10 protein-coding genes are annotated in these 12795 nt (G+C 69.2%); 7 read left to right on the forward strand and 3 right to left on the reverse strand.

All coding sequences use genetic code 11. The features are described 5' to 3' along the window. Positions 1–70 precede the first annotated feature (70 nt). On the forward strand, positions 71–1369 hold the full coding sequence (locus tag RCH22_RS16720) for a bifunctional glycosyltransferase family 2/GtrA family protein (protein ID WP_327014788.1): 1299 nt from the start codon (positions 71–73) through the stop codon (positions 1367–1369). Continuing rightward, positions 1366–3504 carry a glycosyltransferase family 39 protein gene (locus tag RCH22_RS16725; RefSeq protein WP_327014789.1) on the forward strand — a complete coding sequence of 713 codons (2139 nt, stop codon included), beginning with the start codon at positions 1366–1368 and terminating at the stop codon, positions 3502–3504. Before RCH22_RS16720 ends, RCH22_RS16725 begins: the two co-directional genes overlap by 4 nt. An 89-nt stretch (positions 3505–3593) precedes the next feature. Here RCH22_RS16725 and RCH22_RS16730 read toward each other — a convergent pair whose 3' ends face one another. The 3 genes from RCH22_RS16730 to RCH22_RS16740 all read right to left on the reverse strand — a co-directional run bounded on the left by RCH22_RS16730 (position 3594) and on the right by RCH22_RS16740 (position 6398). Continuing rightward, entirely contained in the window at positions 3594–4262 is a 669-nt protein-coding gene (locus RCH22_RS16730) for an HAD hydrolase-like protein (protein WP_241975487.1), read from the reverse strand. Positions 4263–4406: 144 nt separating this feature from the next. Further along, a complete protein-coding gene (gene nucS, locus RCH22_RS16735) occupies positions 4407–5102 on the reverse strand; it encodes an endonuclease NucS (protein ID WP_134449228.1) in 696 nt (231 codons plus the stop codon). Positions 5103–5147: 45 nt separating this feature from the next. Beyond that, a complete protein-coding gene (locus tag RCH22_RS16740; RefSeq protein WP_327014790.1) occupies positions 5148–6398 on the reverse strand; it encodes an MFS transporter in 1251 nt (416 codons plus the stop codon). 112 nt (positions 6399–6510) lie between these two features. Between RCH22_RS16740 and RCH22_RS16745 the strand changes: the two genes are divergently transcribed. The 5 genes from RCH22_RS16745 (at position 6511) to RCH22_RS16765 (ending at position 12786) form a co-directional block, all read left to right on the forward strand. Next, entirely contained in the window at positions 6511–7317 is an 807-nt protein-coding gene (locus RCH22_RS16745) for an IclR family transcriptional regulator (RefSeq protein ID WP_327014791.1), read from the forward strand. A gap of 141 nt (positions 7318–7458) precedes the next feature. After that, on the forward strand, positions 7459–8835 hold the full coding sequence (locus tag RCH22_RS16750; RefSeq protein ID WP_327014792.1) for a cytochrome P450: 1377 nt from the start codon (positions 7459–7461) through the stop codon (positions 8833–8835). Continuing rightward, the gene (locus RCH22_RS16755; protein WP_327014793.1) at positions 8835–9950 is read left to right on the forward strand and encodes a PEP/pyruvate-binding domain-containing protein; all 1116 of its coding nucleotides are present in this window, start codon (positions 8835–8837) and stop codon (positions 9948–9950) included. The genes RCH22_RS16750 and RCH22_RS16755 overlap by 1 nt, the downstream gene beginning before the upstream one ends. A 78-nt stretch (positions 9951–10028) precedes the next feature. Beyond that, the gene (locus RCH22_RS16760) at positions 10029–11975 is read left to right on the forward strand and encodes a PEP-utilizing enzyme (RefSeq protein WP_327014794.1); all 1947 of its coding nucleotides are present in this window, start codon (positions 10029–10031) and stop codon (positions 11973–11975) included. Next, positions 11968–12786 carry an SDR family oxidoreductase gene (locus tag RCH22_RS16765; RefSeq protein WP_327014795.1) on the forward strand — a complete coding sequence of 273 codons (819 nt, stop codon included), beginning with the start codon at positions 11968–11970 and terminating at the stop codon, positions 12784–12786. The genes RCH22_RS16760 and RCH22_RS16765 overlap by 8 nt, the downstream gene beginning before the upstream one ends. Positions 12787–12795 lie beyond the last annotated feature (9 nt).

Consider the following 12795-nt stretch of genomic DNA (forward strand, 5'->3'; position numbering starts at 1 on the left):
CAGGTCTTCCTTTCCGCACTCATAACGCGGCCAGTGCTCCGGCATAGCCTCTGGGCGGAGAGTGGCCACCATGACCCGATCAGCAGCTCTCGCCCTCGACGTCGTCGTGCCCGTGTACAACGAACAGCAGACCCTCGCGCGCAGCATCCGTGTGCTGCACGCGTACCTGACCGACCAGTTCGACGAACCCTGGCGCATCACCATTGCGAACAACGCCAGCACCGACAACACCGCCGCGATCGCCGACTCGCTCACGGCCGAACTGCCGGGCGTCCACGCCGTGCACCTCGTCGAGAAGGGCAGGGGCCGGGCGCTCAAGCGGGTCTGGCTCGCCTCGCCCGCCGCAGTCGTCGCATACGTCGACGTGGACCTCTCCACCGACCTCCGCGCGCTCCCGCCGCTCGTCGCCCCGCTGCTCTCCGGCCACTCCGATGTCGCCATCGGCAGCCGGCTGTCGCGCGGGTCCCGCGTCACCCGCGGCGGCAAGCGCGAGTTCATCTCCCGAAGCTACAACGCCCTCGTCCGCACGACGATGGGCGTCGAATTCAGCGACGCCCAGTGCGGCTTCAAGGCGATGCGCCGCGACGTCGCCCAGCGGGTGCTCCCCCTCGTGGAGGACAACGGCTGGTTCTTCGACACCGAGATGCTCATCATCGCCGAGCGCGCCGGGCTCCGGATCCACGAGGTGCCCGTCGACTGGATCGACGACCCCGACAGCCGGGTCGACGTCGTCGGTACCGCCGCCGACGACCTCAAGGGCCTGGTCCGGGTGGCGCACTCGCTCGTCACCGGCAGGATCCCCGTCGACGAGATCTACGCCGAGCTCGGCCGACCGCCGTTCGAGCCGCCGACCCCGCCGACCCCGCCGACCTTCCTCGGCCAGGTGCTTCGGTTCGGCGTGATCGGCGTGCTGTCGACCATCGCGTTCGCGCTTCTCTACCTCGTGCTCCAGTACGTGATGCCGGCCCAGCTGGCCAATTTCCTGTCCCTGCTCATCACCGCGATCGCGAACACCTGGGCCAACCGACGCCTCACCTTCGGCGTGCGCGGGCGGCGAAGCGCGGTCAAGCACCAGGCGCAGGGCCTCGTGATCTTCGGCCTGGCCTGGCTCGTGACGAGCGGATCCCTCCTCGTGCTGCACCTTGTCCGAGCGGATGCCGGGCCCCAGACCGAGATCATCGTGCTCACGGCGGCCAATCTCCTCGCGACCGTGATGCGGTTCGTGCTGCTGCGGCTCTGGGTCTTCCGGAGCCAGCGGACGCCGGCCCCGACCCGGACGAAACCACGCACCTCCCGCGACGAAGTGACCTCCCGCGACGAGCCCTCCCGGAGGGACGCTCCCGCCCGACAGGAAGTGACCAGTTCATGACGACCCAGGTTTCCCCGCGCCCCGCCGTCTCTCCGCTCGACGCCCGCTTCGGCGCCCGCTTCGTGACCCGCCTCGCGGCCCTTCCGCGCACCCTCGTGCGGGGCAGGGCCGGCTCCGCGCGCTGGGAACGGCCGGCCCTGCTGGGTCTCCTGCTCGCGACAGCGGTGCTCTACATCTGGAACCTCGGCGCGAGCGGCTGGGCGAACTCGTTCTACTCCGCCGCTGTGCAGGCCGGCTCTGTCGACTGGACCGCGTTCTTCTACGGGTCCTCCGACGCCGCCAACGCGATCACCGTCGACAAGCCGCCGGCGAGCCTGTGGCTGATGGCCCTCTCGGTGCGCCTGTTCGGACTCAGTTCGTGGAGCATCCTCGTGCCGGAGGCCCTGATGGGCGTCGCATCGGTCGGCGTGCTCTTCGCCACCGTGCGCCGCCGCTTCTCGGCAGGCACGGCCCTGCTCGCCGGCGCCGTACTCGCCGTGACCCCCGTCGCCGCGCTGATGTTCCGGTTCAACAATCCGGATGCCCTGCTCGTTCTCCTCCTCAGCCTCGCCACCTACTTCACCCTGCGCGGCATCGAGACCGGCGCCCTGAAATGGGTGCTCTGGGCGGGCGCGATGGTGGGCTTCGGATTCCTGACCAAGCAGCTGCAGGCATTCCTGATCCTGCCTCCGCTCGCGGCCGTCTACCTGTACGCGGCGCCGCACCGGTTCCGCACCCGCCTCTGGCACTCGTTCGCGGCCCTTGGGGCCGTGATCGTCTCGGCAGGCTGGTGGGTCGCCATCGTCGAACTCGTCCCGGCGAACTGGCGTCCGTACATCGGTGGCTCGCAGACGAACAGTTTCCTCGAGCTGACGTTCGGGTACAACGGATTCGGCCGGCTCACCGGGAGCGAGACCGGGAGCGTCACGGGAGGCGCCGGCGGCACGGGTGCGGTGACGGGCGGCATGTGGGGTGAAACCGGGATCTTCCGGCTCTTCCTCGGCGAATTCGGCGGCCAGATCACCTGGCTGTTGCCCGCCGCGCTGTTGTTGTGCGTCGCGGCGCTCGTCGTGCTCCGCCGCGCCCCGCGGATCTCGCTCCGCCGGGCCACCCTCCTCCTCTTCGCCGGGCACCTGATCCTGACCGCGCTGGCCTTCAGCTTCATGGCCGGGATCTTCCACGCCTATTACACGGTCGCCCTTGCGCCCGCGCTCGCCGGAACTTTCGCGATCGGCGCGAGCCTCGCCTGGATGAAACGCACGGCGCTCTGGGCCCGGATCACGGCGGCCGTCGCGATGCTCGCGACAAGCGCCTGGGCGTGGGTGCTGCTCGACCGCGCCACCGACTGGCTGCCGTGGCTGAAGTTCGTCGTAGCCGCGCTCGGCCTGGTCGCCGCCGGACTGCTGATGGTGCCGCCGCTGGCGGCCTGGCTCAGGAGGCTGCCGGGGAAGTGGTGGGGCCGAGCGACGGTCGCGATCGCCCTCACCGGCGCACTGCTGGCACCCGTTGCCTACACGCTCGACACCGTGTCGACGGCCCACACCGGGTCGATCGTCACGGCCGGCCCGACCGTTTCCGGCGGCATGGGCGGGATGGGCGGCGGTGGAATGCCCGGCGGACGGGCCGGGTTCCCCGGCGGCAACGCCGGCGGATTCGCCGGGGGCGGCACTCCGCCGGCCGGCCCGCCTGGCGGGAACGGCACCGTCCCGAACGGCACTGTCCCGAACGGCACGACAGGGACGCTGCCGACCGGAGGGCGCCCCGGCGGTGCCGGAGGAATCATGGGATCAGCGAGCGTCAGTGCAAGCCTCGCCGCGCTGCTCTCGGTGGATTCCGACAGCTACACCTGGATCGCCGCGGCGATCGGGTCGGACTCGGCCGCCGGCTACCAACTCGCGACCCAACTGCCGGTGATGGCGATCGGCGGCTTCAACGGGAGCGACCCCGCCCCCACCCTCGCCGAGTTCCAGGCCGATGTGGCCGCGGGGAAGATCCACTACTTCATCAGTGGAACGACCGGCCAGGCCAACGGCGGATCGAGTGCCTCGAGCGAGATCGCCGCCTGGGTCGCGGAGAACTTCACCGCCCAGACCGTCGACAGCGTCGCGCTCTACGACCTGTCGGCGGGTGCAACGGCGGCGGCTTCTGCCTCGTAGCACAAGGCGGCGGCGCCCACGTCCGAGTACACGATCGCTGCGGATGCCGGAGCGGAGCGTCGGGCGCGCGCCGCGGCATCCGCTGCGGGTCAGCCGAGGAGGAGCTTGGCGAGCTGGTCGACGGAGTAGACGGTCGCGGTCGCTGCGGCGGCCTCTGCGGGAGAGCCGTAGCCCCACTCGACGAGGATCGTCGGCACGCCATGGGCTGCGGCGCCCTCCGCGTCGTAGCTGCGGTCGCCGACCATGACGGGGGTGCTGAGGCTCGTGCCGACGGCGGCAAGGCGGTTCAGGGCCTCTTCGACGATGTCGGCCTTGGCGCTGCGGGTCTCCGCGTCACTCGCCCCGACGATGACCGTGAAGAACCGGGCCAGGTCGAAGTGCTCGAGGATCGTGATCGCGGCGTGCTCCGGCTTGCTCGTGGCGAGGGCGAGGGGGATTCCGGCCTCGTGCACGCGCTGGAGCAGGCCGGCGACGCCCGGGTAGACGGCGGTGTCGAGCATGGCTTCGCCGTGATAGTCGGCGCGGTAGACCGCGACGGCCTCAGTGGCCTCCTCTGCCGTCATGCCGGCGTACTCACGGAAGGCGGCGAAGAGGGGCGGGCCGACATAGGCGAGCAACTCGGCGTCGGTCGGAACCGGTCGGCCGAGAAGGGCGAAGGTCCGGGCGAGGGAGTTGGTGATGGCCGGGGCGGAATCGGTGATGGTTCCGTCGAGGTCAAAAAGTATTGCACTCCAGGTGCGAGTCAAAGTCGAATTCACTCGCTAATCCTAGAGGCCAGAGCCCCGATTTCCCACGAAATGGGTAATTTTCCACTGTATGCCGGAATCCGATGGGCTGCTACCCCTGCCGCCATGAGAGCGCTCCCTCGAAAGAAAACGCCCGTCAGGGCCCTCCCTTGCAGGTCAGAACAGGCGGGATTGCGTGTCGTCGAGGCCGCGCATCGCGTCGTAGTCGAGCACGAGGCAGCGGATGCCGCGATCCTCTGCGAGCATCCGGGCCTGCGGCTTGATGACCTGTGCGGCGAAAACCCCGGCCACCGGGGCCAGGTGCGGGTCGCGGTTCATCAGCTCGAGGTACCGGGTGAGCTGCTCGACCCCGTCGATGTCGCCGCGGCGCTTGAGCTCGACCGCGACCGAGTGGCCGGCGGCGTCCCTGGCGAGGATGTCGACAGGGCCGATCGCCGTCATGTACTCGCGGCGGACGAGAGTGTGGCCGTCCCCGAGGAGATGGATGTGCTCGGCCAGCAGTTTCTGCAGGTGCGCTTCGACGCCGTCCTTGATCAGGCCGGGGTCGATGCCGAGTTCGTGGGCGGAGTCGTGCAGGACCTCGTGGATGCTGACGATGAGCTGGTCTGCGGTCTTCGCGTGGGTGACGGTCCAGACCTGGGTGATGCCGGCATCCGTCTGTTCGTCATCGGGAACCTGCTCGACGAGGGAGCACGGCGGGCTCATCCAGTTGAGCGGCTTGTACGAGCCGCCGTCGGAGTGCACGAGCACGCTGCCGTCCGACTTGAGCAGGAGGAGGCGGGTGGCGAGCGGCAGGTGTGCGTTCAGCCTTCCGGCATAGTCGACGGAGCAGTTGGCAATTACGAGGCGCACGCATCGAGCTTAACCGGTCTGAAGCAACCGCTCGACAGGGAGGGGTCAGCGCCGGTGGCGCTCGCGGGCGGCCGGCGCGGCGAGGCCGGCGAGGGCCATCAGAGCGACGATGAGGTACAGGGCGTTCAGGATGCCCCAGTTCTGGCCGAGCAGGCCGAGAACGGGCGGCCCGACGAGGAAGGCGAAGTAGCCGATCATGGCGACGGCGCTGACCCGGGCCGCGGAATTCCTCGTGTCGTCCGCGGCGGCCGACATGCCCACAGGGAAGCCGAGTGAGGCTCCGACGCCCCACAGCACGGTTCCCGCGTAGAGTGCCCAGTCGTTCGGTGCGAGGATGAATAGGAGCAGCCCGAGCACCCCGATGACGGCGCAGGCCCGCAGCACGGGAACGCGGCCGAACCGGTCGATCACCGGCCCGCCGATCACCCGGCCGACGGTCATCGCTGCGACGAACACCCCGAAGACGATCGCGCCCGCGGTATTACTGAAGCCGTGGCCGTCGACGGAAGCGAGCGCGATCCAGTCGTTCGCCGAGCCCTCCGCGAATGTCATCCCGAGCACGATCGCCCCGATCAGCAGGACGCCCGGGTCTGCCCACACCGACAGGCTCACTCGCAGCCGGCTGCGCCAGGTGCTGGCCGGCTCGCCAGGCGCCCTCGTCTCGGCAGCGTTCTCGAGCTCAGGAATCGACCGAACGGCCACGACCGCGATCAGGAACACCAGCGCCGCAATCGCCGTCAGGTGCCAGAACACCGAGACGGAGAGTGCGGATGCCGCGGCACCGAGCAGCGCCCCGACGACGGTTCCGAGGCTGAAGCAGGCATGCATCAGCGGCATCAACGTCTTGCGTATCGCCCGTTCGGCCGCAGCGCCCTCGACGTTCATCATCACGTCGAGCGAACCCATCCCGAGGCCGACGGCGGCCAGGCCGGCGAAGACGACAGGGGCGGATCCGAGCAGTGTCGCACCGGTACCGACCACGACCAGTCCGATCGAGGACGTTGCGACGCTGATCGTCATGGCCCGAGGGGCGCCGAAACGGGTGAGGAGCCGCACCGCGACGACCAGGCCGAGCACAGAGCCTGCCGAGAGGCCGAAGATGAGGACGCCGACGAGCGCGGTGTCCAGCCGCAGGCTGTCGCGAACCGCGGGGATGCGTGCGACCCAGCTGGCGAGGCCGAGTCCGCTGATGAAGAAGACCGCGAAGACGGCGTTGCGCCAGGCGAGGGTGCCAGGGCCGTTCGGTGATCCGGGATGCGGAGCGGACGCATCCGACGGTTCGGAGGGCGCGGTCATGGTCGTTTCCTTAACAGGCTCGGTCGGGGGGGGGTATCCCGTCAACGCTATCCGATCTCCGGCGACGTACGATGGGGCTGGAGTCGAGCGCAGCGGGGCGCGAGGGGGGATCGTGGCAGGACGCACCACCTCACCGGGGCAGACGGTGACCTCGCGCGTGCTCAGCATCCTTGCCGTCTTCGAGTCCAGCCCGTCCGCGCGGACGCTCTCCGAGATCTGCGCCGAGAGCGGCCTGCCCCAGAGCACGGTGCACCGCCTGCTCGGCGAGCTCGAGGAATGGGGCGCCGTGCAGCGGGATGCCCGCGGCCGTTACCAGATCGGCCTCCGGCTCTGGGAACTCGGCCAGCATGCCGGACGGCAGCTGCGCGACGTCGTGCGCCCGTACCTGCAGGACCTGTTCGGCCTCACACAGGAGACCGCCCACTTCGCCATCCGCGACGGCGCGGACGTGCTCTACATCGACCGGGTCTACGGGAGCAGGAGAGTCCCGCAGGCCTCCCGGGTGGGCGGGCGGCTGCCGATGCACGCGACCGCTGTCGGCCGGGCGATCCTCGCCTTCGAGGCGGGCTGGGTGCGTGATGCAGTGCTGGGCGCGGCGCTCGTGCAGCGCACCCCGTTCACCAAGGCCGACCCGGAGCAACTCCGCAAGGAACTCGACAAGGTACGCGGCCAGGGCTTCGCCGTTGCCTCCGAGGAGGTGCGGCTCGGATCGTGCTCGCTCGCCGTGCCGGTGTTCCAGGCCGACGGGCGCATCTTCGGCGGGCTCGGGATCGTGCTGCCCACCTCGCGGGCGCACCAGCTCGAACGCAACCTGCCCATCCTGCTCGGCACGGCCGAGCGCATCCAGGCGGGGATCGCCCACCTGCCGAAGGCTGCACTGCAACCGGCGGCGCGTGTCCGCAAACCGCAGCAGTCCTGAACCGGCCTGAACGGGCGCCTCCCCAACCCCACTTCCGCCCAGTGGGACAAGCCCGGCGCTTCCCAGCTCCGGGAGCATTAGATGGAGCCAGATCCCCGCAGAAGTGGACAGTCCCCGCAGAAGTGGACAGAAGGAGCACTCGTGAACGCTCAGCCCGTGACGGCACAGCCCGCCACCACGCACCCGGCCGCAGCCCAGCCGGCCCCCGGCCAGCCCGAAGCGGCCCAGCCCGCAGCAGGGCAGTGCCCCGTCGACCACCGCGCGCTCGCCGCGGCCGCCAGCGGCCACCACGGCTATTCCCCGTTCGACATGAACGACCCGTTCCCGGCATACGCCGAGCTTCGCGACGAGCAGCCCGTCATGTTCGACGAGCGCATCGGCTACTACGTCGTCTCCCGCTACGCGGACGTCAAGGCCGTCTTCGACAACTGGGTCACCTTCAGCAGCGAGAACGCCCAGGCCCCCGTGCGGCCGCGCGGAGCCGCCGCGACGAAGATCATGGACGACGGCGGCTTCACCGCATACTCCGGCCTCTCGGCCCGTGTTCCTCCAGAGCACACCCGGATGCGCACGATCGTGCAGCAGGAGTTCAGCCCACGCCGGTACAAGGCCCTCGAGCCGACCATCCGCGAGAACACCGCACGGCTCCTCACGCAGATGCTCGCGCATCCGGATGCCCGGGGCGATTTCCTGAAGGACGTCGCCGTCGACATCCCCACGATCACGATCCTCGGCCTGCTCGGCGTCGGGCCGGAGATGGTCCCGACCTACAAGAAATGGTCGGACTCGCGGGCCGCGATGACCTGGGGAGACCTGAGCGACGAGGAGCAGATCCCGCACGCGCACAACCTCGTCGACTACTGGACCGAATGCCGGCGCCTGGTCTCCGCCGCCCACGAGGCCATCGACGCCGGAACTGCCGGAACCGACCTCGTCACCGACCTCGTGCGCGCCCAGCTGGCCGGCGGCGAGATCTCCGACCACGAGATCGCGTCGGTCTGCTACAGCCTGCTCTTCGCCGGCCACGAGACCACGACGACGCTCATCTCCAACACGATCCGGATGCTGCTCTGCAACCCCGGCGAGTGGCAGAAGCTCGTCGAGGACCCCAAACGCGCCGCAGGGGCGATCGACGAGACGCTGCGCTACAGCCCCTCGATCGTCGGCTGGCGGCGCAAGGCCCTCGTCGACACCGAGATCGCCGGCACCCCGATACCGAAGGGCGCGAACATCCTGCTGCTGATGGGATCGGCCAACCGGGACCCCAGCGTCTTCGAGGAGCCCGAGGTCTTCGACATCGAACGGGCCAACGCCCGCACCCACCTCTCCTTCGGCTTCGGCATCCACTACTGCCTCGGCAACATGCTCGCCAAGCTGCAGGACAAGATCGTCGTCGAAGAGACCATCCGGGCCGTCCCCGGCCTGAGGATCGTCGATCCCGAAGCGATCGTCTTCGGAGAAAACCTGTCGTTCAGGGCGCCGACGTCGGTTCCCGTCACCTGGGAGGCCAACGCCTGATGGAAACCCCAACCCCCGCTGTCACCGCAACACCGGCATCCCACGCCGCATACATCCAGTTCTTCGACGCCGGGCTTCCGCCGCTGCACGAGCAGCTCGGCGGCAAGTGTGCGTCCCTCGTCGCGCTCACCGCGGCCGGGATGCCGGTTCCCCCCGGCTTCGCCATCACGACGGCCGCATACGACGCGTTCATCCGCGAGGCCGGCATCGAGAAGGACATCTACGAGATGCTCGCGAACCTCGATCCCGACGACGTGACCGCCGTCGACCGGGTGTCGGCCCAGCTGCGCCTCGAGATCACCTCGCGGCCGGTGCCCGCCGAGCTGCACGCCACGACCATCGAGGCATACGAGGCACTGCAGTCGCGCTTCGAGTCCCCTGTCCCTGTCGCCGTGCGGTCCTCGGCGACGGCAGAGGACCTGCCGGATGCGAGCTTCGCCGGCCAGCAGGACACCTACCTCTGGCTCCTCGGCGTCAAAGACGTCACCGAGCACATCCGCGCGTGCTGGGCCTCGCTCTACACCTCCCGCGCCATCATCTACCGGCTGAAGAACAAGATCCCCAACGAAGGCCTCTCGATGGCCGTCGCGGTGCAGAAGATGGTCAACGCCCGGGTCGCCGGCGTCGCGATCACCATGGACCCGACCAATGGCGACCGCTCCAAGATCGTGATGGAGGCCTCGTACGGGCTCGGCGAGCTCGTCGTGTCCGGGCAGGTGACGCCGGACAACATCACCGTCGACAAGGTCATGCTCATGGTGGTGAAGCACTCGATCGGCGACAAGCACGCCGAACTCGTGCCCGACCCCGCCAGCAAGTCCCTCGTCGAACGCGAGGTCACGGCCGAGCGCCGCGGGCGCCTCTGCATCAGCGACACGGAGATCACCGCGATCGCCGCGATCGCCAAGCGGGCCGAGAAGCACTTCCGGTGCCCCCAGGACATCGAATGGGCCCTCGACCGCGACCTGCCGGACGGGGAGAACCTTTTGTTGCTGCAGTCTCGCCCCGAGACGGTGTTCTCCGGGGCGGCGTCCGGCTCGATTCCGACGCAGTCCGCCGGGTTCGGCATCGAGAGCATCACCCGCTCGCTCATGACGCAGGCCGGCAAGGCCTGATCTCCCGCGCATCCGCTGCGCCTCAGCTTCCCCGCTCGTCCCCTCCACCCGCGTTTACCCACACAGAACGGTTGACCCATGACAGAGAAGTCATTCCCCAGCCCGTACGACCAGAAGCCCGCGGCCGCCGCAGAAGGCTGGAAGGACCTCTACGCCTACAACCTGGTCTTCCAGGAGAACCGGCGTGAGGTCGAGGAGGCCAAATTCTGGTTCTGCGACAGCCAGCACTGGCCGACGGTGACCAAGCCCTTCGAAACCATCGGCTTCGAGTTCGCCGTCTCCTGCCTCGGCCAGTACAACTCCCGCCACCTGCTCATCCCGCCGGCCAACGGCATCGAGTTCCGTATCCACAACGGCTACGTGTTCATGTCGCCCGTCGGCGTCCCCGAGACGGAGATCGCCGCCCGGGTTCCCGAGTTCATGGCACGCGCCGGTCACTACTTCCAGAACTGGGACGGACTGCTCGCGAAGTGGCAGGGCAAGATCCGCGGAACGATCGACGAGCTGGGCGCGCTGTCCTTCGATGCGCTGCCGGACGCTGTTCCCCTCGAAGACGTCACGAGCGGAAAGGGCACCGGCCCGAACGACACGCTCCTCGGCAACTTCGACAAGCTCGTCTCCCTCACGTACCGGGCCTGGCAGTACCACTTCGAGTTCCTCAACCTCGGCTACGTTGCCTACCTCGACTTCTTCAGCTTCTGCAAGGAGGTCTTCCCCGGTATCCCGGACCAGGCCGTCGCGAAGATGGTGCAGGGCGTCGACATGGAACTCTTCCGACCGGATGACGAACTCAAGAAGCTCGCCAAGCTCGCCGTCGAACTCGGCGTCGACGGTCACTTCGGCGACACCGAGAACCCGGAGGAGACCCTCGCCGCGATCAGCGCGGCCGCAGGCGGAGCGGAGTGGCTCGCGGCCTGGACCGAGGCACAGGATCCCTGGTTCAACTTCACTGTCGGCAACGGCTTCTACGCCCACGACAAGTACTGGATGGACCACCTCGAGCTACCGCTCGGCTACATCGCCGACTACATCGTGCGCGTGCAGAACGGTGTCGGCATCGACCGTCCCGTCGCAGAACTCGTCGCCGAGCGGGACCGCATCACCGAGGAGTACTCCGAACTGCTCAGCCCCGAACAGCTCGCCGCATTCCAGGGCAAGCTCGGCCTCGCGCGGCAGGTCTACCCCTACGTGGAGAACCACAACTTCTACATCGAGCACTGGACCATGGGCGTCTTCTGGCGGAAGGCCCGCCAGCTCTCGAAGATGCTCTCCGAGGCCGGGTTCTGGCCGGAGGCGAACGACATGTTCTACCTCCGCCGCGACGAGGTGCGCGAGACGCTCTTCGACTACGTCACCGGTTGGGCCGTCGGGGCTCCCGCGATCGGCCCGGACTACTGGCCGGCCGAGGTCGCCCGGCGCAGGGTCATCGTCGACGCGCTCTCCGAGGAGCGCCCGCAGCCGGCGCTGAACACGCCGCCCGCGGTGATCACTGAGCCCTTCACCCTGATGCTCTGGGGCATCACGAGCGACCAGATCAAGAACTGGCTCGGCGACTCCGACGCGCCGGAAGGCGAGTTCCGCGGAATGGCCGCCTCGAGCGGCGTCGCTGAGGGCCCGGCCAGGGTCATCCGCAGCTCCGACCAGCTCTCCGAGGTGCAGGAGGGCGACATCCTCGTCGCTCCCGTCACGGCGCCGTCGTGGGGCCCGATCTTCGGGAAGATCCGCGCGACCGTCACCGACATCGGCGGCATGATGAGCCACGCGGCCATCGTCTGCCGTGAGTACGGCATGCCGGCCGTCACCGGAACCGGAACCGCATCCGCCCAGATCAGGACGGGACAGTGGCTGCGGGTCGACGGCAACAACGGGACCGTGACGATCGTGACTGATCACGACGCCGATCAGGACGTGGCAGGCCCGGCCCACGAGCACGAGCACGAGCACGAGCACGAGCACGACCTCGCCCTGGTCCCTGCCGCGGCCGCCCAGCTCGACGCCGTCCTCGCCGAGAGCAGCCATGCCTGAGCACGGCGCGGCCGGGGTCTCGCAGAGGACGGTGCTGATCACCGGCGCCGCCGGCGGCCTGGGCCGTGCCTTCGCCCTGGGCTTCGCTGCCCAGGGCGACCGGGTGGTCGTCGCCGACGTCAACCTCGAAGGCGCGCGGGAGACCGTCGCTCTCGTCGAGGAGGCCGGCGGAACCGCCCTCGCCCTCCCGGTCGACGTCACCGACCTCGCCTCGGTCACCCGGCTGGCCGCGGATGCCGCCGGCTGGGTCCCCGAGGCCCTGCCCGGCGCATCCGCCCCCGGCGCGGTGACACTGGCCCACGCCGGCGTGATCGACGTCGTCATCAACAACGCCGCGATCTACGCCACCGTGACCCGTGCCCCCTTCACCGAACTCGACCCCGACGAGTGGGACCGGGTGATGGCCGTCAATCTCAAGGGGCCGTGGCTCGTCACCCGGGCCTGCACGCCATACCTGCCGGACGGCGGAAAGGTGATCAACCTCTCCTCCGCCACGGTGATGAGCGGATCGACCCAGTGGGCCCACTACGTGGCCTCGAAGGGCGGCGTCATAGCGCTGACCCGGGTGCTCGCCAAGGAACTCGGCGACCGCAACGTGACGGTCAACGCGATCGCTCCCGGCTTCACCCTGACCGAGGCCAGCTACGGGCTCATCGCGGGCGCGGAGAGCTACGGCGTCGACCGCGGCTCGCTCAAGCGGGCCTGCGAACCGGAGGACATCGTCGGGACCGCCCTGTTCCTCGCCGCACCCGGCAGCGCATACATCACCGGCCAGACCCTCGTGGTCGACGGCGGCCGGCAGTTCCTCTGACCCACCCGT

Source organism: Cryobacterium sp. GrIS_2_6 (assembly GCF_035984545.1).
In the GTDB taxonomy this organism is placed as follows: domain Bacteria; phylum Actinomycetota; class Actinomycetes; order Actinomycetales; family Microbacteriaceae; genus Cryobacterium.

Coding starts and splice junctions, on each gene's coding strand:
- RCH22_RS16740 (WP_327014790.1), bottom strand. CDS start 6,398: ATGACCGCGCCCTCCGAACCGTCGGATGCGTCCGCTCCGCATCCCGGA.
- RCH22_RS16755 (WP_327014793.1), top strand. CDS start 8,835: ATGGAAACCCCAACCCCCGCTGTCACCGCAACACCGGCATCCCACGCC.
- RCH22_RS16720 (WP_327014788.1), top strand. CDS start 71: ATGACCCGATCAGCAGCTCTCGCCCTCGACGTCGTCGTGCCCGTGTAC.
- RCH22_RS16765 (WP_327014795.1), top strand. CDS start 11,968: ATGCCTGAGCACGGCGCGGCCGGGGTCTCGCAGAGGACGGTGCTGATC.
- RCH22_RS16760 (WP_327014794.1), top strand. CDS start 10,029: ATGACAGAGAAGTCATTCCCCAGCCCGTACGACCAGAAGCCCGCGGCC.
- RCH22_RS16725 (WP_327014789.1), top strand. CDS start 1,366: ATGACGACCCAGGTTTCCCCGCGCCCCGCCGTCTCTCCGCTCGACGCC.